Source organism: Pantoea sp. ABR1s, from assembly GCF_057812235.1.
Genome location: NZ_CM173823.1, coordinates 3,154,721 through 3,176,815 on the forward strand (window position 1 = coordinate 3,154,721; position 22,095 = coordinate 3,176,815).

Consider the following 22,095-nt stretch of genomic DNA (forward strand, 5'->3'; position numbering starts at 1 on the left):
CTCACTGGTAATCATTTATGACAGCGCAGCGACAATTTTTTGCTTTGGCCGCAGAGCCAGTATAATCGCCGGGCGAATCACAACGGCAGGGACTCATCATGCGCATCATTCATACTGCGGACTGGCATCTGGGGCAGTTCTTCTACAACAAAAGTCGGGCAGCCGAACATCAGGCATTTCTCGACTGGCTGTTGATCCAGATTGAACAGCATCAGGTGGATGCGTTGATCATCGCAGGCGATCTGTTTGATACCGGTACACCGCCCAGCTACGCCCGCGAAATGTTCAACCGCTTTGTGGTGGCGCTGCAGCCCAGCGGCTGTCAGCTGATTGTGCTGGCGGGCAACCACGATTCCGTTGCCACGCTGAATGAGTCGCGTGAGCTGCTCGCCTGTCTCAATACCCGGGTGATCGCCACCCCGCAGGAGAAGGATGATGTGCTGCTGCTCAACACCCGCCAGGGCGAGCCGGGCGCGTTGCTGTGTGCGATTCCCTATCTGCGGCCGCGCGATATCCTGCGCAGCCGGGCGGGTCAGTCGGGACGCGACAAGCAGACCTCGCTGCTGGAAGCGATCGCCCACCACTATCAGCAGCGATTCACCGCCGCCCAGGCGCTGGGCCATGCACTGCCGATTATCGCCACCGGCCATCTCACCACCGTCGGCGTCAGCCAGAGCGATTCGGTGCGCGACATCTATATCGGGACGCTGGATGCCTTCCCGGCCAGCGCGTTTCCCGCGGCTGACTATATCGCACTGGGGCATATTCATCGCGCCCAGCGCGTCGCGGGCAGCGAGCATATCCGCTACAGCGGCTCACCGATTCCGCTGAGCTTTGACGAGCTGGGCACAGAAAAAAGCGTCTTCCTGCTGGAACTCACCACCAGCGGCCTGCAATCGGTCACGCCGCTGGTGGTGCCACAGGCGCAGCCGATGCAGGTGCTGAAAGGATCGCTGGCGCAGATTGCAGAACAGTTAAATGCCTTCAGCACGGCAGAGCAGGAGAAGCCGACCTGGCTCGACATCGAAGTCACCACCCAGGAGTACCTCAGCGATCTGCAGCGTCAGGTAGAAACCCTGACCGCCACGCTGCCGGTCGAAGTCCTGTTGCTCCGCCGCAGCCGTGAACAGCGGCAACAGAGCCTGGCGCGGCTCGACAACGAAACCCTGAGTGAGCTGAAGGTGGAGGAGGTCTTTGCCCGCCGGCTGGCGCTGGATGAGGAGCTGCAACCAGAGCAAATTGCCGAGATGACCACCCTGTTCCGCCAGACGCTGGCCGCCATGGAAGAGACCCAATGAAGATCCTCACGCTACGGTTCAAAAACCTCAATGCCCTGCGCGGTGAATGGTTCATCGACTTCCGCGCCGAACCTTTCGCCAGCAACGGCCTGTTCGCCATTACCGGTGCCACCGGCGCCGGTAAAACCACCCTGCTGGACGCCATCTGCCTGGCGCTCTATCACCAGACACCGCGCCTGGGCGCGATTTCACAGAGCCAGAATGCGCTGATGACCCGCGACTGTGCCGAATGTCTGGCCGAGGTGGAGTTTGAGATCAAAGGAGAAGCCTGGCGCGCCTTCTGGAGCCAGAACCGCGCGCGCGGCACTGCCGACGGCAAACTTCAGGCACCGCGCGTTGAGCTGGCACGCTGCGCTGACAACACTATTGTTGCCGATAAAGTCGGTGACAAGCTGAAGCTGATCGAAACCCTCTCCGGGCTCGATTTCGAAAGGTTTACCCGCTCGATGATGCTGTCACAAGGCCAGTTCGCCGCCTTTCTCAATGCCAAAGCCAGTGAGCGCGCAGAACTGCTTGAGGAGCTGACCGGCACCGAAATTTACGGTCTGATTTCCGCCGCCATCTACGAGCGCCACAAAGAGGCAAAAACCCAGCTGGATCTGCTGCGCAGCCAGGCGGGAGCGATGGCGCTGCTGGATAGCGACGCACGCGACGCGCTGCAACAGCAGCTCACCGATCTGACCGATGCGGAACAGCAGCTCAGCGCGCACTATCAGCAGGCGCAGCAACAGCAGCAGTGGCAACAGCAGGCGCAGCAGTTACAGCAGGAAAATGCGCAGGCTGACGTCGCGCTGCAGCAGGCCCAGGCTGCATCCCAGGCGGCAGAGGCCGATCGTCAGCGTCTTGCACGCAGCGAACCGGCTGAAAAGCTGCGGGTAAAACTGCAGCAGCGCGACGCGTTACGCACCGAACAGCAGCAGGTCGTGAGCCGCTGTCAGCAACTCACGGCGGCGCAGCAGCAGGCGCAGACCCAACAGCAGCAGCATCAGCAGCACTACGCGGCGACCCAGAGTGCCCGCCAGCAGGCGCTGCAGGAACAGCAGCAGCAGGAGAGCCTGCTGACAGAGCAGGTGCTGCCGCTGGATCAGCGGATCAGCGCACTGCAGCAGCAGCTTGCGGAGCAGCAGCAGGAAAACGCCCGGCAGCAGCAGCATGCTGATCAGACACAGGCCAGCCTGGCAGAGCAGAAGCGCCAGGTTGAGGCATGGCAGCAGGCGATTGCCGAACAGCATCAGTTACGCCAGCAGCTTGCCGATCTCGCCCAATGGGGCGCTTCGCTGCCGGTGTGGCAGGAGAACTTTGCCCTGCTGGCGCAGCGTGAAGCGACCCTGGCCGGACTGGCGCAACAGCGCGAGCAGCAGCAGCGACAGATCGCTGCCCAGCAGGCGGAACAGCAGCAGCAGGCAGAACAGGCGCTCCCGCGCCAGCAGGCGGAGCAACAGGCCCGCCAGGCGCTCTCGCAGGCGGAGCAAGTACTAACTTCGCTACAGGAACAGCATCCGCCTGCCGCACTGCGTCAGGCATTAAGCCAGTTGCAGAACAGCCGTCCGGCTCGTCAGCAACTGCTGCTGCTTTCAACCCAGTGGCAGCCGCTGCACCAGCAGCTGGGCCAGCGCCAGCAGCGGCTTATCGCGCTCGCAAAAGCGCATCAGCAGAGTGAAGCGGAACTCCAGGCCCTACGCGAGACGTGGAAACGCGAAAAACAGCAACTGGATGATGTCGAAAAAATCTGCGCGCTGGAGCAGCAGATTGTTGATCTCAGCGATTACCGCGCCCGGCTCGTCGCCGATCAGCCCTGTCCGCTGTGCGGCTCCTGCACGCATCCCGCCGTTGAGGCCTACAGCACGCTGGAAGTAAGTGCTAACCAGCAGCGCCGGGCTGCACTGCAACAACAAACCGAGGCATTGCGCGAAGCGGACACGGCAAAAAGCGAACAGCTGAAACAGTCAGCCGTGCAGCAGCAGACCCTGCGCGATGAGATCGCGGAGATGCAGCAACAGCTCGATCGGCTTGAGCAGCAATGGCAGGCGCTGAGCAGTGAGCTGGCACTTACCTTCCCGCTCGCCGATCGGGATGCCTTAACCGCGTGGGAGCAGCAGCAAAGCGAACGTGAAAGCCAGCTTGAGCAACAGCGACAGGCGCAGGAAGCCGCCGAACAGGCGCGTCAGGCCGCAAAGGATTACCATCTTCAGCAGTCACAGGCCTGGCAGCAGCATTTGCAGGCAGAACAGCTGGCGCAGCAGTCGCTGTCCAGCCTGCAACAGGCGCTGGATGCGCTGCAACAGCGTCAGCAGCAGGAACAGCAGGCCATGGCGCAATTGCAGAGTCGTCTGGAGCAGCAGTTCAGTGCACACAACCTTGCCCTGCCCGACGCCGCCCATCGCGAGGCGTGGCTGACAGAACAGCAGCGGCGCTGGGAGCGCTGGCAGGAAAGTGAGCGGTTGCTCGCTAATCTGCAACCGCAGCTGTTAAAGGGGGAAACCCAGCTCACTGCCCTGCAACAGCAGGCAGAACTGGAGCAGCAGCAGCTCACCACTCGTCAGCAGCAGCAAAACCAGCGCCAGACGCAGCTCAGCGAGATGCGCCGTGCCCGTCAGGCGCTGTTTGGCGACCGCGAGGTCACCCACGCCCGTCAGCAGATACAGGCCCGCGTTCAGCAGGCTGATGAACAACTGGCACAGCAGCTCACGGCCCTGCAACAGGCGCAGGCCGAGGTCAGTCGCCTGCAAGGTGAGCTTTCGGGGCTGGAAAATCAGCGGCAGACGCTCAATAGCAAACTGGCAGAGGCGGAAAGCGCGCTGCAGCAGGCACTCGAGAGCGCCGGATTCGCGGATGAAGCCAGCCTGCGCGCGGCGCTGCTGGATGAGCAGACCGCAGTGCAACTGCGTCAGCAGTTGCAGCAGCTCGATCAGCAATGCCAGCAGCAGCAGGCGCGACTGGCGGATCTGCGTCAGCGGCTCAGTCTCCATCAGCAGGCGAAACCCGCTGCGATGCCGGAATCCGCCGAGGCGCTGGCGCAACAGCTGGAGCAGTTACGGCTGGCACTGCGCGACAACGCCAGCCAGCAGGGTCAGATTCAGCAGCAGCTGCACAGCGATGCCAGCCTTCGTGTGCGCCAGCAGAGCCTGATGACACAGATTGAACAGGATGGTGTGACGCTGGCGCAGTGGAGCCTGCTCAACGATCTGATTGGCTCCGCCAGCGGCGATAAATTCCGGCGCTTCGCCCAGGGCTTAACGCTGGATCACCTGGTGGCCCTGGCTAACCGTCAGCTCGATCGGCTGCATGGCCGCTATCTGCTGCAGCGACGGGCGCAGGATCTGCTGGAGCTGGATGTGGTCGATACCTGGCAGGCCGATGCGGCGCGCGATACCCGCACGCTCTCCGGTGGTGAGAGCTTCCTGGTGAGTCTGGCGCTGGCGCTGGCGTTGTCGGATCTGGTCAGCCACAAAACGCGCATCGAATCGCTGTTTCTGGATGAGGGATTTGGCACGCTGGATGCGCAGACGCTCGACACCGCGCTGGACGCACTCGATGCACTCAACGCCAGCGGCAAAACCATTGGGGTGATCAGCCACGTGGAAGCGATGAAGGAGCGCATTCCGGTACAGATTAAAGTACGCAAAATGAATGGGCTGGGTTACAGCCAGCTGGAACTGCCGCAGGGATAACGGGCGCCAGAGCGCCCGTTTACGTGCAATCAGCGGGCGCTGACGAGCTTGTAGCGAGGGCCGGTGAGTAACCCGCCCTGCTCGTTCTGTGCCAGCAGACGATTGCTGGTCAGTCCGGCCACGGTGTGCGCTTTGTCAGTCACATTGCTGGCAATCTGTTTGATTGCCGCACTGACCAGCATACCGACCAGCCCACCGTTGTTGTTGTTGCCATCTTCACTGTCGCTGGCACTGGCCTTACCCTGCCAGATCTCTTTGCCGCTGCGCAGATCCACCAGCCGTGCTTTGGCGGTCACGATCGTCACGCTGTCAATGACCCGATAGCTGCTGCCATATTCGCTGATCGAGATATAGAGCGCGCTGTCGGCGTGGAAGATCTCATTCAGACGCTTCGCGCTGACGGCCTGGGCGTCACTGGCGCTGGTCAGGCCATTCTGCTGAAAGGTCTCTTCAACCACTGCCACCGGGAAGACGTAGTAACCGGCTTCGGCCAGCGGGTGCGTCACCAGCGAGGTCAGACTGTGAGCGGCATTGATATCCGGCGAGGTGTTATCGGCCGGCAGCACCAGAATCGAGGCGGGCTTGCTGGCACGGAACGCACTGTAGTCATACGGTTTTTTCGTCGCACAACCGGTCAGCAGCAGCATCATCAGCACGCCGCCGAGGGCAATCAGTTTTTTCACCGTACCACTCCTTGTTTTTTACTCATCAGAAAATCCATGTAAGGTGCCGATTCGGGAAACAGCTGCTTCTCGGTGGCAAACTGACCAAAGGCTTTATTGGTATCGCCGGTTTTGGCATAGAGCAGGCCAAGCTGGGCGTGCAGGCCAGGCGCAACCGGCTGGTTAACGGCACGGGCTTTTTCAATGTCCAGATTCAGCGCATCGATCTGCTTCAGCGGATCGCTGCCCGGCTGATAGTAGCTATAGACCTGCTGCTGATAATCGCCCCAGTAGTAGATCGTTTTCGGCGCTTTTGGCGCACAGCCAGCCAGCAACGCCGCTGCAATCAGCAGGCTGCTCAGTGTCATTATCTTCATTTACTGCTTCCTTATTTAGCCGGACGCCATGCGCCGTTGTTGATTCCATCCACTAAATGATCGACCGCTTCGCGAATCGCCAGATCCATCACTTTGCCGTTCAGCGTAGAGTCATAGCTGCTGGTGCCACCAAAGCCGATGACCTCACGTGCGGAGAGCTGATACTCGCCCGCGCCCTGGGTGCTGTAGACCACCTCTGAGGTAGTGACATCCACTACGTTCAGATTCACTTTGGCATAGGCGATCTGCGTTTTGCCGCGGCCCAGAATGCCCCACAGCTGCTGATCGCCCACTTCTTTGCGGCCAAACTCGGTGATATCACCGGTGATGATGAAGTTCGCGCCTTTGATATTCTGCTGGCTGCGTTTGAAGTCCGACTCCTGCTGCAGCTCTTTCAGGTTGCTGCGATCCAGCACGCTGAACCGGTTGGTCTGCTGCAGATGGGTAATCAGAATGGTTTTTGACTGATTGCCCAGCCGATCGACACCATCAGAGAAAATGCCGTTCATATAGGAGGAGCGGTTATCAAACTGCCCCACCGCAATCGGGCTGCGCACGCCCTGATAAACCGGCTGGCTGGCCGCGCGAACCTGGGGGGCCTGAATAGCGCGGGAAGATTCAGTGGCGCAGCCGCTGATGAGCGAGGCCGTTAACAGGGAGAGTGCCGCAAAGGCATATTTTTTCTGCATTTCTAATCCATGAAGTGAAAGAGATGTAACCCGCGCCAGGGCGGTAAATTCTGGTTCTGTCGACAGTCGGAGTAATGCCATAGCATTCATGATGCCGGTCTGTAGACTGTCGGCAGCAGACCGGAAGATCTTTAAGGAAAGTTGGCCAGTTAAATGAATTTAATTAATATAACGATGAGAATGTTGCCGGGGGTGATTATTGCAATGTCGCTCAGCGCCTGTCAGCAACCTGTGACAAAGCAACGGGATAGCGTGGCAAACCTCTGTCAGCCGTCGAAAGATCCTGACAGCCAATCCTGTCACTGGACTAATCAAATGCAGCCAGTACTGAACCGGCAGTTCAGCGATGCGGCGCGTTACGCCGGTCAGCAATGTCTGGTACGGATGGAGTGGCAACCACACAGCAGACATTATGCGGTGACCCAGACGCAGGGTGATGAAGCGCTCTGCCTGCGCGCCTGGCAACTGGTCGCGCAGACCCGCGATCTGCCGCCGCCGCCGGAGCCTGGACAACCGGCGTGGTTCGGCTTTGCGCCGCGCGGTTAGCTGGCCAGACCTTCCTGACGCCACTGGCGCGGACTGATGCCAAACCAGCGACGAAACGCGCGTGAAAACGCGCTGACTTCCGAGTAGCCCAGCAGCAGCGCCATCTCAGAGATGGGCAGCTGCTTCTGCTGCAGATAGTGTGTCGCCATTTCGCAGCGCACCTGATCGACCAGCGCGGTAAAGCTGCTGCCCTCTTCGCGCAGCCGCCGCTGCAGTGACCAACTCGACAGTCCGAGCTTATCCGCCACCTCTTCCAGCACCGGCTCACCCTGCATCAGCGATAAATTAACCTGCGAACGCGCCTGCTCAATCATGCTCTGCTGCGACGTCACACGGTTAAGCCGCCGGATCGCATCCTGCATCACCATTAACAGGATCGGATCGCTCTCCGGCATGGCGCGCAGCAGATCGCGCTTGGGGATCACCAGTGAATTAAACGGCTGATCGAACCAGACCGGCGCATCAAACACTTTGCAGTGATCGTGCCACTGGCCGGGACGCGGATGTTCAAAGTGGACTTCGCGCGGTGCCCAGTGTCTGCCCGCCACGTGGCGGATCAGATTCATAAACATCCCCAGCGTCAGCTCCGCATCCTGACGGCGCGACAGGATCGCGCCATGTCGCACCTGATAATCCAGCCGCCAGCACTCTCCCTTATCCACCAGCCGGGTTAAGGTGTCGTGCTGATGCCAGGGAAATGCGTTGACCACATTATGCAGCGCCTGTTCCAGCGTGGCGGAGCACAAACCGATGTAGCCGATCAGGCCTAATGACTGCGGTTTAAACTGCCTGCCGTAGTGCAAACCGAAGTTATCAAAACCGGAGTGACGCGCCGCCTCTTCCAGCACCCGACAGTAGTTAACCAGCCCCAGGCTGAGCGTCGGACTGGCCAGGCGCTCCGGATCGATGCCGCTGATGCCGAAGATGCGATCAACATCGCCGCCCTGGGTATGAATAAAGTCGCCTAAGCCAGTCGCCGCTGCTGCCAGCACGCCGTGATTGCCTGCCCCCGCCGCTGCCGAGCAGGCCGCAAACGCATCGGGCTTTATCAGTGTCGGATTCATGGTCGCCTCAGTCAGAATTCAGGTGGATCACCCGTCACTTCTATCCGAGCAATTTCCATACCAGGTCCCTGATGCCCGACGCTCCGCCTGCGGGCTGTCCGGGCGGCGTGCAGGTTACGCGCAGGGCACTGCGGCGGCGCAGCGACGCCCGCCGCTGGTGCATCAGACGCCGACCGGCAGCTGCTCACCTTCCAGATAACGGCGGCAGAGGCGGACCGAGTGGCTGGCCCACGCCGATCCCAGGCTGCGCGCCATTTCGGTTTCGGCATGTGATCCCACCCACGCGGTGAGCTGGATACGACGCTGGATTAACAGCGCGGGCAGCATGGCCATCTCCGCATCGCTGATATGCGCCACCTGCTCATAGCCGCGGATCCAGTGATCGATCCACTCTGGCGCGCGCGGATGATGCTCAACAAAACTGATCGCCGCCGCCAGATCGTGCAGATACCAGCCTAACCCGCAGTCATCGAAATCGATCACCCGCGTTTCGCCCTTGTGCAGCAGCAGATTGGTCAGCCGCAGATCGGCGTGGATCAGGCCATAGCGATCCGATCCTTTACCGAACTGCGCCATCGCCGCGCCGACCTGGCTTATCGTCTGCTCTACCACGCCGTGATCGGCAGGATTCAGATCCGGCGCATCCTGCCAGCGTCCCCAGTGACTCTCTGCGCTGGTCATGGTGTGGTGATCCCAGATGATGCGCTGGAAACCCGCAGGCGGCTGCCACTGTTTACTGTGCTGATGCAGCCGCGCGGTGATCTGGCCGAGCTGCTGAAAAGCGCGGGGATCGACGTCGGTGGTCGGCATCTCTCCGTCGATCCAGTGAAACAGCACCACGTAGCGTTCACCGCCCTCCGGCAGCCGCAGCGTCAGCACGGTTTCGCCCTCTTTGTCCGGCACCGCTTCCGGCACCATAATGCCGGTTTCGCGCAGCGCATTGAGCCACAGCAGTTCGCTGACGATGTCGGCTTTTTGATGATAATCGCCGCGATGCAGTCGCAGCGCATAACGCCGGCCTGCCGCCTGCAGCAGAAACGTGGCGTTCTCTGAGCGGCACAGCAGGCTGAGCTGGCCCTGCAGCGCGGCGGGATAACAGGCCAGCGCCTGCTGCGCCATCAGGGTGAGTTGGGAATCAGTCAGGTTGTCATATTGTTTAGCGCTCATCAGTCCGGCTCCTTGTCACTTGCGTTATCTCAGCATGCGTTGCCAGAAGGTGAGCTGCTTGACTCCGGAAGAGACAAAGTTGACCGCAGCGTGCAGCTGGCCCGGTTGTTGCCTGTGAGTTGACCGTGGAGGACAGAAGTCACTGCGCCCGCGTCAAGTCGTGGCGAGTAATGCAACGGCATTATCCCCTTACTGTAGCGTAATGGCGGTGTAACGCCGCGTGAGACCAACAACGACGGGGATAACAGAATGACAAACAGACTCAAGCCCACTCTGGGCACCCTGCATCTGTGGGGGATTGCGGTTGGCCTGGTCATTTCAGGCGAATATTTTGGCTGGAGTTACGGCTGGGCCGTGGCGGGCACGCTGGGATTTCTGGTCACCACCGCGTTAATCGCCACGCTCTATACCTGCTTTATTTTTAGCTTCACCGAACTGACCACCGCGATCCCCCATGCAGGCGGGCCATTTGCCTATAGTCGCCGCGCCTTTGGCGAAACCGGCGGACTGATTGCCGGTCTGGCGACGCTGATTGAGTTTGTCTTTGCGCCACCGGCGATTGCCATGGCGATTGGGGCTTATCTCAACGTGCAGTATCCCGAACTGAACCCGAAGACTGCGGCGGTCGGCGCCTATCTGCTGTTTATGACGCTGAATATTCTCGGCGTAAAACTGGCGGCGATGTTTGAACTGGTTGTGACGGTGCTGGCGGTGATTGAACTGCTGGTGTTTATGGGTGTGGTTTCACCCGGCTTCAGCCTGGCGAACTTCGCCGCACACGGCTGGGCAGGCAGTGACAGCTTCGGACTGCCCGCCTTCTCCGGCATTTTCGCCGCCATTCCTTTTGCCATCTGGTTTTTCCTGGCCATTGAAGGCGCGGCGATGGCGGCCGAAGAGGCGAAAGATCCGACCCGGACCATTCCCCGCGCCTACATCAGCGGAATTCTGACGCTGGTGGTGCTGGCGATAGGTGTGATGCTGATGGCGGGCGGCGCGGGCGACTGGCGCAAACTTGCCGATATTAACGATCCGCTGCCGCAGGCGATGAAAATGATTGTCGGCGAACACTCTAACTGGATGCATATGCTGGTGTGGATTGGACTGTTTGGCCTGATTGCCAGCTTCCACGGCATCATCCTCGGCTATTCGCGGCAGTTTTTTGCCCTGGCACGCGCGGGCTATCTGCCGCCTTCTCTGGCCAAACTTTCGCGTTTCCAGACCCCGCATCGGGCGATTATTCTCGGCGGCGTGCTGGGTATCGCGGCAATTTACAGCGATGGTGTGATTAATCTGCAGGGGATGACGCTGACGGCGGCGATGATCACCATGGCGGTATTTGGCGCGATTGTGATGTACATCATGAGTATGCTGAGCCTGTTTAAACTGCGCCGCAGCGCGCCGGAGATGGTCCGCAGTTTCCGCGCGCCGGGCTATCCGATTGTTCCGGGCATCGCCCTGCTGCTGTCGGTGGTCTGTCTGCTGGCGATGCTGTGGTTTAATCCGGTGATAGGCGCGCTGTTTTTCGCCATCATGCTGGCAGGCTATCTCTACTTCCTCGCCACCAAAGCGCAGCGCGATCGGGCGCCGCAGGACAGTATGCTGGTCGGCGAATAAAAGCGGCGCGGGTGAGTGCCTTGGGTTAACGATTCAGCGCCGGGTCTCTCTGGCGCTGAATCGTCAGCGGATGCTCGGGTAACTCAGCCGTTAAGCGGCCAGAGCCACGCCGCACCGCGTACGCCGCTGGAGTCGCCATGCTGCGCCTTCAGCACCGGCGTTTCACACTCCCCGCCAAATACCCACTTCTTCATCAGCACCGGCACGGTCTGATAGAGACGATCCACATTGCTCATCCCACCGCCCAGTACAATCACATCGGGATCGATCAGGTTTACCACCTGCGCCAGCGATTTTGCCAGCCGCAACTCATAGCGGCTCATCGCCAGTTCGGCGATCGGATCCTGCTGCGCCAGCAGCGAGGCGATCTCCGCACCTTTGCGATGTACGCCGCTCAGCCGCTGATAGTCGATACCAAAACCGGTGCCTGAAACAAAGGTCTCAATACAGCCCTGCTGCCCGCAATAACAGGGCACTTCCTGACGGTAGCGCAGCTCATCCTCATCCATCCACGGCAGCGGATTGTGGCCCCACTCACCGGCATTGCCGTTGCCCCCGATACGCGACTCACCGTTGATCGCCACACCGGCGCCCGATCCGGTGCCGATGATCACGGCAAACACCAGCGACTGTCCGGCACCGGCACCGTCGATCGCTTCCGACACCGCCAGGCAGTTGGCGTCGTTGGCGATACGCACTTCCCGGTTCAGCGCCTGCGCCAGATCTTTATCCAGCGGCTGACCGTTGAGCCAGGTGGAGTTGGCATTTTTTACTCGCTTACTGTAGGGCGAAAGCGTGCCGGGAATACCGAGGCCGACCGTGCCGGTTGCGCCGGTTTTCTGCTCCGCCAGCGTGACCAGATCGACAATCGCCTGCACCGTTGCCTGATAGTCATCACGCGGGGTATTCACCCGGTGGCGGAACAGCTCCTCTCCTTTATCCGACAATGCGATCACTTCTGTCTTGGTGCCACCCAGATCTATGCCTATGCGCAAGATTACGTCCTCGTTATTCGTTCAGGTGAGAGATACAGTAAAAGGCGTCTGCCGGAAAGGCAATGAAACCACTCCGATGTTTCGCTATCATGCGCGCTGACTCTCGCAGACTTGTGCGCCCGATCGCGCCACGGTAAGGAATCCCGATGTTGTGGTTTAAAAATATGATGGTTTATCGTCTGAATCGTGACATTCCGCTGTCCGCAGATGAGATGGAAAAGCAGCTCGACGCCTTCACGTTTTCACCGTGTGGCAGTCAGGATATGAGCAAGACCGGCTGGGTCTCGCCGATGGGCAACCGCAGCGATGCGCTGACCCATGAAAACAAAGGCCAGATTGTGATTTGCGCCCGCAAAGAAGAGAAAATCCTGCCTTCGCCAGTGGTGAAACAGGCGCTGGAAGCGAAAATCGACAAGCTGGAATCTGAGCAGAGCCGCAAGCTCAAAAAGACCGAAAAAGATTCGCTGAAAGATGAAGTGCTGCACAGCCTGCTGCCGCGCGCCTTCAGCCGTTTCAGCCAGACCTACCTCTGGATCGACACGGTCAACAACCTGATTATGGTTGACTGTGCCAGCGCAAAAAAAGCGGAAGATACCCTGGCGCTGCTGCGTAAAAGCCTGGGCTCACTGCCGGTGGTGCCGCTGACGCTGGAAAGCCCGATTGAACTGACCCTGACAGAATGGGTACGTTCAGGCGAGCTGCCTGCCGGATTCGCCCTGATGGATGAAGCGGAGCTGAAAGCGCTGCTGGAAGATGGCGGCGTTATCCGCTGCAAGAAACAGGATCTGGTGTGCGATGAGATCGCCAACCACATCGAAGCGGGCAAGCTGGTAACCAAACTGGCGCTCGACTGGCAGGAGCGCATTCAGTTTATGCTGGCCGATGACGGTTCAATCAAACGCCTGAAGTTCAGCGACACGCTGCGCGACCAGAACGACGATATTGACCGCGAAGATTTTGCACAGCGCTTTGATGCGGATTTTATTCTGATGACCAGCGAACTGGCCGCACTGACCAGCAATCTGGTAGAAGCGTTGGGCGGCGAAGCCCAGCGTTAATCAGTCACCGGCAGAATCATCCTGACAGACGATATTCGCCAAAAAAATGGCCGCTAAGCGTTAATGCCAGCCAGTTAAGCGACAGGTGATACCGCAGTCTGGTATCGGGCAGGGGCTTGCGGTCCTCGCGCCGCTGCGCGGTTCCTTCACTTCATTCGCCTGCCTGACGGACCGCCGGGGATGGCACATCCTGTGCCGCCCCGCCTTTCGCCCGCGTCCTGCGGGCTCTCCTGGCAGACTCATTCTGTTCAGCGCTGCGGATTGCCTGCTCCTGATCGCCACCAGTCTGCTCTTAAGCTTCTGGTGCGTGCTGTTAAAAAGGGCACGAGAGTGGAGGCCTGAGCGCCTCTGCTGCTGAAAGGGCTATCCGCAGCGCTGAGGCGTGACGCCGGGCCAGAAGTCCACGCCGGGAAGCGTGGACAGTTCGGGGCCGGCCAGGGAGGGCCGATCCCCGAACGGTTCGTCGGCACGACGTCAAAGCCGAAGGTACCGCGTGAGCGGCGCGAGGACGGCCCGGCAGCAGCAGAGGTGCGCTGGCCCGCACTGCGGCTCGCTCGCCCAGAAAAAAGCTGCCACGTTTGACCGTGGCAGCCTTTACAAATCTAATCTTAACTGACCAGCATTACCGCTAAGCGGCCATGTTTTTAATCTTTCAGGTAACGGCAGAGATAGGAACTTGGCTCGCCAACCTGCAGATGAAATTCGCTGTGACCCGGCACGTTAAACACCGAACCCGCTTCAAACCATTTCCACTCGGTTTCACCTGGCAGTAATACCTTAAGCGAGCCGCTGACCACGGTCATCTCCTCCGGCTGGCCGGTACCGAATGTGTATTCGCCTTCAGCCATTACGCCCACGCTGGCACGTCCGGTGCTCGCACTGTCAAAACCGATAGACTTAACTTTTCCGTCAAAATACTCACTAACGTTGAGCATAATAGTTCTCCAGAGCACATGTTGTGTGTCTGGCAGTGTAGAAGGGAACCCGCTGATCTGTCACGCGAAATGATGGCCGTTTGTGATCTCTTTCCTCAGGGAAGCAACTCCGCCGCCAGGCGCGCCACCAGCTGATTAGAGAGCAGAACCGGTACGCCCAGCCGCTGCTGTAACCCTATCCGATGCTGCTGGTGATACCCCATACAGTCGAGCACCACCAGCGCTGCGCCCTGCGCTTTCAGACTGTTTGCGGCATCGGCGAAGGTTGCCTGATCGCCCTGATAGGGACTGGCGACCGCAAAGCAGGGCTGCGCAGGCAGTTGCTGCCACTTACCTGCCTGCTCAACAATCTGCTCCTCAACCGGCACGACAATGCCGACCCGCTGCTGCTGCACCATGGCGCAGATGAGCGGTGGAATCAGGCGATCCGGCTCCAGCAGAAGCGCACGCTGGGTGCGGAGCCTGCTGAATTCACCGGTGCAGAGCAGCAGAATGGTCGCATAGCCCGCCTGTTCCAGCGCACTGATTTTGCGCTGCAATCCCTGCTCCACTTTCGAGGCCGCCAGCCGCACCTGTTCGCCACTCTGCAGCCGCGACACCAGAACCCGGTCGCCCGCTGCTGGCGCGAAGCGTGCGGCAATCTCTGCCGCGCTGAGTCCATCCAGTAAACCGGCGTGATCGGTCAGCGCATCCGGCAGATGCTGCCGCAGCAGCGGCAGAATATCGCTGCGCGGAGACTGGCCGATAGTCAGCGTTACCAGTGGTTTCGTCATCTTAGTGATTCCGGTGACGCAGATGCGCCAGGCTGCCATAGAGTGAAATCAGCCGCGCATACTCTTCGGCGTCGTAGAAGTGACAGGTTCCACGACCAAACTCCTTGGCCACCTCAATGGCAAACTTCGCCGCTGCCGCAATGTCCACTTCATGGCTGGCGCCGGTTCCGCAGCCCGGCACCACCGACTCGGCAGTGATCGCCACCCCCACCACCGGCACATCCGTGGCGGTAGAAGGTTGCAGAATGCTGTTGAGGTGATAAACCCCATTGCCGTAAGGTGTAATATCCTGCGTGGTGATGGGAAAGGTCACCGCCGGACGGCCGCTGGTCATCTCCATGATGCGCAGCAGATCCTCCGAAACCCGCAGGATGTAGCCCTCTTTCACCGTCGGCGACAGGGCAAAGCCTTTGTGGTTGATAATGCGGTTACCTTTGGTGGTGTCGATTGACAGAATCGCATCCACACCCGCCACCACTTCATTATCATTCATGGTGACATCGTCAATCGGCGAGTCCATGAAATCGACCGGCAGATGCGGCCGCGTTGGCGCATCCGGGCAGATATGAGTGGTAATGATGACGTCGCCATCGAGCCTGTCGCCTTTGCTCTGCATCTGCGCCAGTTTAAGCGCGCTGGCAACGGCCGCGATCGCGCCATCCGCATCTGACACCATGCCGATACGACCAGGACGAGCGCCGATGCCACCAAGGCGACCAATAATCCCCAGCGTCGGTGCACTGCCGCCGCCTGATTTGCCCTGCGTCCCCGGAATATCAATGCGCACAAAATCGGTGCGGCCTTTGGGACCGGAGACACGGGTAAAGCGGGCATCAACATCAGGATACGCCGCGAAGAGATCCACCACCTGCTGTCCGTCAATGTGGGCGCTATCCAGTAACTCAAAAACCGCCAGGGTCTGCTGCAAACTCATGCTTTATCCTTTTATTTCTTGCTGCTGCTGGCAAACAGCGAATGAAAGAAGCTGTAGAGGGCATCACCGGCAATAAAGCCTGCCGCCATCACCTCCATAGGCGACCGGCCCCGCTCGCCCCAGATCCGGATGATTACAATGCGTAAGGCGATCCCCACCACCACTGCCCAGCCCGCCATGGCGTTATTAATTAATAAACCGGTGGCGAGCAGCACGCCCAGCTGGCGTTTGGGTCCGCCGATCAGCTGGATAATGGCCCCCGGAATCGCCCACATCAGCAGATTACCGGCGATACCTGGCTCAGCACCCGCCTGAATGGTTTTGGCATACACCCGCGCTACAGGCGGCAGCAGGTTGTCAGCAAAGAAGAAGGTATGGGCGTACCAGACCAGCGGAATCGACACAACAAAGGCGATCATAGCTGCGATGAGCTGAATACGACGTCCCCAGAGCTCCTGCTGCAGATCGGCACCGTTGCCGCGCAGGATAAAGCCTGCCTTCAGGTCATAACCCATATCGGCGAACGCCGGACCGGTGGCGGCGGTAAAGCCGCACAGCAGGCAGAGCGCCAGCGGTGGGAAGCCGATCAGAATGCCGATAATCAGCGTAATCAGCGCCACGGCAAAGGCCGGGAACCAGCCGGAGTGCATAGCGGCAATGCCGACAATCAGTTCATGGGCGAAAGCAGCAAACGCGGCATAAAGAACAAACAGCAGCAGCATCGCGATGCCCATCTCACTCCACAGGCCGCCCGCCAGCGCCAGCAGCGCCGAAATCACGATGTAACCCACGCTGCCGAAACCCAGCGCCCGCTGCACCTCATTGCCATTGCGGCTCACCACCAGCGCATCATTTTTGCGGCTGCGAATCACCATCACGACCTGAATCAGCGCTACCAGACCGGCACCGACCATCACGCCATGCGGAATATAGAGCGCATTAATATCAATACCGGCCACCGGCTGCGCATAGGCACGCAGCAGAAAACCGATGCCGAGCATCGACAGTGCCCAGATATTGCCGATAAACGCGGTGCCAAAGGCGGACATCGGGATCTTCAGCATGGCACCGACGACGCCACCCACAATGCCCAGCACCAGCAGCCACGCCTGGCGTCCGCCTTTATCTCCCGCTTTGATCGCTTCTGCTGCTGCAACGCCCGGTGGCCAGGCATTACTGGCCGGAAAGACGCGGGTATCAAACAGCCGATAGAGCAGCCAGGCATCCAGCAGCATCGCGGCGCTGACGCCACAGAACAGCGGCAGGACCAGTTGCGGTTCACCCAGCGCCCAGGGCACGGCAATCGGCATCAACAGACTGTTCGCCGCCCCAAAGGTGGCTGAAGAGATAGCGGTCTGCGCCAGGTTCTGGATTTCAATCGAACGATAACGGCGGAATGCCTGCAGCGGAATACGCGCCAGCAGCATGGCAAACAGCGCGCCGATAATAGAGGTGTTAGGCGTTACGCCAATGGTGGTAATCAGCTGAATGCCAATAATGGCACCCGCGATGGAGAGAAGAATTAAAACCAGTGCCACGCCAACGTGCTTAATCGGATTTACCCGTTCCATATGTCCCCGCCAGTCCTTGTCCAGAAGAAATGAAATAACGTCTACCCGCCCGCTGGCCGGTTTACGCCGGTTATCAGTTTCACTGCTCTGATGCGCACAGAGATTGCAACAGCCATTGCAGATGGTCGTCCCTCCGCATGCTGAACCGATACAGGAGGCAATGAGAGACGGACACAGGCAACCGGAGTGCTGCGTAAAGCGTGGCGATCAGATTGAAAGAAAAAGGCCCGAAGGCCTTTGTTTTCCCTGGTGTGGCGAAAGTACTACGCCGATAAAAACGGTGTGAAGTTACGCGCCATATTTTTCGGTCATCTCAGTGGCCGTTGCGCGTAATGCTTCAAGGAGCTCTGACGGGAAACCCGGTTCAGACTCCATAGACGGAAACGACAGGCAGAGTGCCACCGTTTCGCCATGATGTTTGTTATGAACAATAACTGACAGCGAACTGATGCCTGGCAGCGATTCATTTCGGGCCAGTGACCAGCCCTGCTGGCGGATCTCAGCCAGTCTGGCACAGAGTGCCTCAGGACTTTGCGGCGAGTTCGCTGATGCGACCTGCCATTGATCATAGAAGCGCGCCAGCACCTCTTCATCACTTAACTGCGCTAACAGCGCCCGGCCGGTCGAGGTCGCGGCAGCCGGCATCCGACTGCCCGGTGGCGTGACCATCTGCGTAAAGTGACGCCCATGAAACATACGCATCACTAATACTTCCCGCCCGTCGAGCTTCGACACGTAACCCATGCAGCCGGTCTTCGCAGCCAGCCTGACCATCGCCGCTGAAACGCTGTCAACCAGCGGTGCCGAAAGATAATGTCCGGCGGCAGCCAGCAATACGCGACCAATGTGATAACCGCGCGTATCCGCATTCCGCTCCAGCAGCCCCTGACTTTCCATGGTGGCCAGCAGACGCGAAACGGTGCTTTTTGGCAGGTTTAACGCCTCAACCACCTCACTGAATGAGAGACCAACATGCCCCTGCGTCACACCTTTGTGCTGAAACAATCGAAGTACGGCGGCAGCATTTTCAAGTGTGGTCATGTTACGTGTTCCACTATATGGAACTAAGTTCCTCTGTTGGTTTGATGAAAATAAAGCGTGGCGCTGAATCGGTCAAGCGACAATTTGACTCACACAGAGATCGGCAGCAGAGAAAATAAGGGGATAAAAATGATTAGCGGGGCTTTATCTGGTGAGACAAGGAGAGTGCAGAACAGAAGCATACGCAGAGAGCATTCGACAGTAAATCTGCGTCAATTTCGCTTCTTAAATAACCCGATCGACTTCAGGTGGGAGTAAAAAAAGGCGTGGTTCAGGCACAGCGTCAGGCGGGTCAGTAATAAGCAGTTATCCGGTGTAACAGGCTGGCGTCCCTGCCAGCAGTGAAGCTTTACTCTTTTTCAACGTCTTCGTAGCGCGCTTTAGCGTCACGCGCTTCTTCTTCCGTTTCGTGCTCACTGATTAATGAATTCGGTTTGGGATGATCAGCACGCAATTCGTAAGAGGTTACTTTATTACCTTCAGTGCCCTTTTCAACAGGCACAACTTTCGCTTCACGTGGATACGGTGGTCTGGTCGGCATACTGTGTCCCTCTTGTCTGAATAACATTCCACAGGACAGGCCGCTGCCTGTCATAGGATAAGTATAGACAATGCCGTCTGAAGCGGGATCAAAGCGGGAAAAATCTGAGGGTTAGCTGGCGCGCGCCAGAGAGAGTGACAGCAGAATTTCCTCTACCACGCACTCAGGCGATTGCATCGCATTCACCTGATGATGGGCCGCAGCCTGATAGAGATGCGCACGTTCACGCAGCACATCACTCATCTCATCAGCAATCGGACGGCCGGTTAAGGTCGGACGCTGGGCCGCTTCAGGTTCACTTTCCAGCCGCTCTGCCAGCACCTCGGGGGACGCGCTAAGCCAGATCACCTGGCCCTGCTCCTGCATAAAACGACAGTTCTCTTCAGCCAGAATCATGCCGCCGCCGGTGGCAATGACGGTTCCGGGTGCCGTCACCGCTTTAAGCGATTCCGTTTCACGGGCGCGGAAACCTTCCCAGCCTTCCTCCGCCACAATCTCCGTCACGCTCCGCTGCGTGCTGAGTTGCAGATGGTGATCGGTATCCGTAAAGGCGTAGCCCAGCGCCCGCGACAACGCCTCGCCGACCGTGGTTTTGCCGCAACCGCGAGCGCCAATCAAAAAGATGGGTAGTGACATCAGGGCCGTTCCTCCGCCTGACCGCGCGATGCGGCTGCATGATGAGCTTATTAATGCGACGCATAATAACTGGAAATTATTATGGCCTCTACCTGTCAGGCACGATTTACGCATTTTCGTCCCCTGAACAGTGACAATCTTTGTGTTTTCAAGGGGAAATGCATGCACGTTTTGTGCATCAGGGCCGTAACAGAGCGATAAAAACTCCGCAAAAGAGCGGCTAAAATGCGTCGGCAATATTTGCTTACTGCCCCGATTTTACTTTTCACGCTGGCGCCCACATATACTGGTAACAATCGCCACAGGAGAGTCATCATGCAACGCGAAGAACAACAACTGATCGAAGGGCTGTTCAGCCGTCTGAAACAGGCTGAAAGCCAGACCGTGGCACGCGATGCCGCTGCCGAACAACTGATTAACCAGCATCTGCAGGCGCAGCCGGGCGCGCCTTACTACATGGCACAGGCGATCCTGATTCAGGAAGCGGCGCTGAAAAAACTCAATGAGAAAGTATCGGCGCTGGAAAGCCAGCTGGCCCAGCAACAGCAGCAGCAACCTGCACAGAGCAGCGGCGGCTTTCTGTCCGGGCTGTTTGGCAGCGGTTCGCGTCAGCAGCCGCCTGTGCAGCAGCAACAGCAATCGTCACCGTGGAACAGTGCGGCACAGCAACCGGCTCAGCCGCAATATGCGCCTGCACAAGCGCCTGCACCACGCGGCACCGGTTTCCTCGGCGGCGCACTGCAGACAGCTGTGGGTGTGGCGGGCGGTGTGGTGATGGCCGATATGCTGACCAGCATGTTCCACCATTCACAGCCGGAAGAGATTGTGAACATCATCAATGAGCCACCCCTGCCCGATGTGAATGACAATCTCAACACCTTCAACGGTGGCGATGACAATGCCGATACCTTTAACGGCGGTAACGACAACGCCTTCCTCGACCAGAATACAGGCTGGGACAGTAATTATGCCGACAACAGCGATCTCAATGATTTTGGCGGCAACGATTACGACGACGACAGCTTCGTTTAACTTCAGCGTTTCTGCTGGGTGAGCCAGCTATCAAGCTCATTTGCAAACTGCTGGCGGTCACGCGGACTCATCGCCGCGGGGCCGCCGGTCTGCACCCCACTTGACCGCAGGGTATCCATAAAATCCCGCATCGTCAGGCGTTCACGTATCGTCGCCGGTGAGTAACGCTCGCCGCGCGGATTCAGCGCCGCCGCACCCTTCTCAATCACCTCTGCTGCCAGCGGAATATCGGCGGTGATCACCAGATCGCCTGGCTGACAACGTCTGACGATCTCATTGTCCGCCACATCAAATCCGGCAGGCACCTGCAGGGTGCGCAGATACGGTGAGGGCGGCACACGCAGAAACTGGTTCGCCACAAAAGTGATGGTAGTTGCGGTGCGGTCGGCTGCGCGGTAGAGCACCTCTTTGATTACATTCGGACAGGCATCGGCATCGACCCAGATAAACATCATGATTCCTTACAGTCAGAGAAGAGTAAGATCTTGCCGGGTTCCCCCTAAATGGCAAATTTTATTTGCGGCGTGCTTTCCAGCCTGCGCCCGGCTGACTTGTTATTCAGGCTGGCTGAAGTAAGCTAGCTCACTGAGAAAAACGAATAATGTCCTAAGGAGATGGCGATGCTGGCAAAGAAAATCGGGTTTATCGGCGGGGGAAATATGGCGAAAGCCATTATCGGCGGACTGGTCAACAGCGGCAAAATCGCCCCGTCTGATATCTTCGTTTACGATCGCAAAGCAGAGACCAACCAGGCGATGGCAGAGCAGTATGGCATTAACGCAGCGGAGAGCGCTGAAGCGCTGGCGCGTGAAGTGGACATCCTGTTCGGCGCGGTCAAACCCAATGTCATTCTGAAAGTCTTAAAAGAGCTGACAGGCAGCCTCAAAAAAGAGGCGCTGGTGGTGTCGATTGCGGCTGGGGTGACGCTCGATTCGCTCTCATCGGTGCTGGGTTACGATCGTAAAATTGTCCGTGCGATGCCGAATACTCCCTCGCTGGTCAGCGAAGGCATGACCTCGGTCACGCCCAACGTGCTGGTTGAGCAGGCGGAAATCGACGAGGTGGTGGCGATTTTTGAAAGCTTCGGCAAAGCGGCCGTGGTGGATGAATATCTGATTCACTCCGTGGTCGGCGTCAGCGGTTCTGCGCCGGCCTACGTGTTTATGTTTATCGAAGCGATGGCCGATGCGGCCGTGCTGGGCGGCATGCCACGCGCTCAGGCCTATCAGTTTGCTGCACAGGCGGTGAAAGGGGCGGCGCAGATGGTGCTGACCACCGGTAAACATCCGGCTGAACTCAAAGATATGGTCTGCTCTCCGGGCGGCACCACCATCGAAGCGGTGAAAGTGCTGGAAGAGAAAGGCATGCGCTCGGCGGTGATGGAAGCGATGCTGCAGTGCATGGCGAAGTCAGAAAAACTGAGCCGCAGCTAACCGCTCAACAAAGGATGTGCAAGGCGGCCCCGTATGCTGGCCCGCCTTGCCTACGCCT

At 58.9% G+C, this 22,095-nt stretch carries 21 protein-coding genes; 7 read left to right on the plus strand and 14 right to left on the minus strand.

Annotated features, from left to right (window positions below; translation table 11 throughout):
* Positions 1-98 precede the first annotated feature (98 nt).
* Together sbcD and ACXKZD_RS14965 are read left to right on the plus strand one after the other, a co-directional pair.
* Positions 99-1,298 carry an exonuclease subunit SbcD gene (sbcD, locus tag ACXKZD_RS14960; RefSeq protein ID WP_010255305.1) on the plus strand — a complete coding sequence of 400 codons (1,200 nt, stop codon included), beginning with the start codon at positions 99-101 and terminating at the stop codon, positions 1,296-1,298.
* Positions 1,295-4,969: an AAA family ATPase gene (locus tag ACXKZD_RS14965; protein ID WP_488981705.1), complete on the plus strand. Its 3,675-nt coding sequence runs from the start codon at positions 1,295-1,297 to the stop codon at positions 4,967-4,969. The genes sbcD and ACXKZD_RS14965 overlap by 4 nt, the downstream gene beginning before the upstream one ends.
* Before the next feature lie 29 nt (positions 4,970-4,998).
* Here ACXKZD_RS14965 and ACXKZD_RS14970 read toward each other — a convergent pair whose 3' ends face one another.
* The 3 genes from ACXKZD_RS14970 to ACXKZD_RS14980 are packed head-to-tail and all read right to left on the minus strand — an operon-like array spanning position 4,999 to position 6,697.
* Positions 4,999-5,652, minus strand: coding sequence for a DUF799 domain-containing protein (locus ACXKZD_RS14970; protein WP_488981706.1), 654 nt, complete (start codon positions 5,650-5,652; stop codon positions 4,999-5,001).
* On the minus strand, positions 5,649-6,008 hold the full coding sequence (locus ACXKZD_RS14975; RefSeq protein WP_089414524.1) for a DUF4810 domain-containing protein: 360 nt from the start codon (positions 6,006-6,008) through the stop codon (positions 5,649-5,651). Before ACXKZD_RS14975 ends, ACXKZD_RS14970 begins: the two co-directional genes overlap by 4 nt.
* 11 nt (positions 6,009-6,019) lie before the next feature.
* Entirely contained in the window at positions 6,020-6,697 is a 678-nt protein-coding gene (locus ACXKZD_RS14980; RefSeq protein WP_033756751.1) for a CsgG/HfaB family protein, read from the minus strand.
* Between the two features lie 153 nt (positions 6,698-6,850).
* On the opposite strand from ACXKZD_RS14980, the gene ACXKZD_RS14985 reads away from it, so the two are divergent.
* Complete coding sequence (locus tag ACXKZD_RS14985) at positions 6,851-7,243, plus strand: cell envelope integrity TolA C-terminal domain-containing protein (protein ID WP_029519669.1); 393 nt, start codon at positions 6,851-6,853, stop codon at positions 7,241-7,243.
* Here ACXKZD_RS14985 and qhpR read toward each other — a convergent pair.
* Together qhpR and ACXKZD_RS14995 are read right to left on the minus strand one after the other, a co-directional pair.
* Positions 7,240-8,307: an AraC-like transcriptional regulator QhpR gene (gene qhpR, locus ACXKZD_RS14990; RefSeq protein ID WP_010671183.1), complete on the minus strand. Its 1,068-nt coding sequence runs from the start codon at positions 8,305-8,307 to the stop codon at positions 7,240-7,242. The genes ACXKZD_RS14985 and qhpR overlap by 4 nt on opposite strands.
* 162 nt (positions 8,308-8,469) lie before the next feature.
* On the minus strand, positions 8,470-9,474 hold the full coding sequence (locus ACXKZD_RS14995) for a phosphotransferase enzyme family protein (RefSeq protein ID WP_033785416.1): 1,005 nt from the start codon (positions 9,472-9,474) through the stop codon (positions 8,470-8,472).
* A gap of 249 nt (positions 9,475-9,723) precedes the next feature.
* Between ACXKZD_RS14995 and eat the strand changes: the two genes are divergently transcribed.
* A complete protein-coding gene (gene eat / locus ACXKZD_RS15000) occupies positions 9,724-11,088 on the plus strand; it encodes an ethanolamine permease (protein WP_010671181.1) in 1,365 nt (454 codons plus the stop codon).
* Positions 11,089-11,171: 83 nt separating this feature from the next.
* Here eat and mak read toward each other — a convergent pair whose 3' ends face one another.
* Positions 11,172-12,083 (minus strand): fructokinase, encoded by a 912-nt coding sequence (gene mak, locus ACXKZD_RS15005; RefSeq protein ID WP_010671180.1) that lies wholly within the window; start codon positions 12,081-12,083, stop codon positions 11,172-11,174.
* Between the two features lie 146 nt (positions 12,084-12,229).
* Between mak and rdgC the strand changes: the two genes are divergently transcribed.
* Positions 12,230-13,141 carry a recombination-associated protein RdgC gene (rdgC, locus tag ACXKZD_RS15010; protein WP_124889734.1) on the plus strand — a complete coding sequence of 304 codons (912 nt, stop codon included), beginning with the start codon at positions 12,230-12,232 and terminating at the stop codon, positions 13,139-13,141.
* Positions 13,142-13,785: 644 nt separating this feature from the next.
* Here the strand turns inward: rdgC and ppnP are convergent.
* The 7 genes from ppnP to aroL form a co-directional block, all read right to left on the minus strand.
* Positions 13,786-14,076 (minus strand): pyrimidine/purine nucleoside phosphorylase, encoded by a 291-nt coding sequence (gene ppnP, locus ACXKZD_RS15015; protein ID WP_009091800.1) that lies wholly within the window; start codon positions 14,074-14,076, stop codon positions 13,786-13,788.
* A 95-nt stretch (positions 14,077-14,171) separates the two neighbouring features.
* Positions 14,172-14,849, minus strand: coding sequence for an AroM family protein (locus ACXKZD_RS15020; RefSeq protein ID WP_010671178.1), 678 nt, complete (start codon positions 14,847-14,849; stop codon positions 14,172-14,174).
* Position 14,850: 1 nt separating this feature from the next.
* A complete protein-coding gene (locus ACXKZD_RS15025; RefSeq protein ID WP_010671177.1) occupies positions 14,851-15,783 on the minus strand; it encodes a DUF1177 domain-containing protein in 933 nt (310 codons plus the stop codon).
* Positions 15,784-15,794: 11 nt separating this feature from the next.
* Positions 15,795-17,354, minus strand: coding sequence for an OPT/YSL family transporter (locus ACXKZD_RS15030; protein ID WP_010671176.1), 1,560 nt, complete (start codon positions 17,352-17,354; stop codon positions 15,795-15,797).
* Between the two features lie 288 nt (positions 17,355-17,642).
* The gene (locus tag ACXKZD_RS15035; protein ID WP_033766612.1) at positions 17,643-18,395 is read right to left on the minus strand and encodes an IclR family transcriptional regulator; all 753 of its coding nucleotides are present in this window, start codon (positions 18,393-18,395) and stop codon (positions 17,643-17,645) included.
* A gap of 349 nt (positions 18,396-18,744) precedes the next feature.
* The gene (locus tag ACXKZD_RS15040) at positions 18,745-18,936 is read right to left on the minus strand and encodes a YaiA family protein (protein WP_010255272.1); all 192 of its coding nucleotides are present in this window, start codon (positions 18,934-18,936) and stop codon (positions 18,745-18,747) included.
* Between the two features lie 111 nt (positions 18,937-19,047).
* Positions 19,048-19,572 carry a shikimate kinase AroL gene (gene aroL, locus ACXKZD_RS15045; RefSeq protein WP_010255270.1) on the minus strand — a complete coding sequence of 175 codons (525 nt, stop codon included), beginning with the start codon at positions 19,570-19,572 and terminating at the stop codon, positions 19,048-19,050.
* Positions 19,573-19,887: 315 nt separating this feature from the next.
* On the opposite strand from aroL, the gene ACXKZD_RS15050 reads away from it, so the two are divergent.
* Positions 19,888-20,604, plus strand: a complete 717-nt coding sequence (locus ACXKZD_RS15050; RefSeq protein WP_033766611.1) for a DUF2076 domain-containing protein — start codon at positions 19,888-19,890, stop codon at positions 20,602-20,604.
* A 2-nt stretch (positions 20,605-20,606) separates the two neighbouring features.
* On the opposite strand, the gene ACXKZD_RS15055 is transcribed toward ACXKZD_RS15050, so the two are convergent.
* A complete protein-coding gene (locus ACXKZD_RS15055) occupies positions 20,607-21,056 on the minus strand; it encodes a YaiI/YqxD family protein (protein ID WP_010255266.1) in 450 nt (149 codons plus the stop codon).
* 168 nt (positions 21,057-21,224) lie between these two features.
* Between ACXKZD_RS15055 and proC the strand changes: the two genes are divergently transcribed.
* Positions 21,225-22,037, plus strand: coding sequence for a pyrroline-5-carboxylate reductase (gene proC, locus ACXKZD_RS15060; protein WP_031590347.1), 813 nt, complete (start codon positions 21,225-21,227; stop codon positions 22,035-22,037).
* Positions 22,038-22,095: the final 58 nt, after the last annotated feature.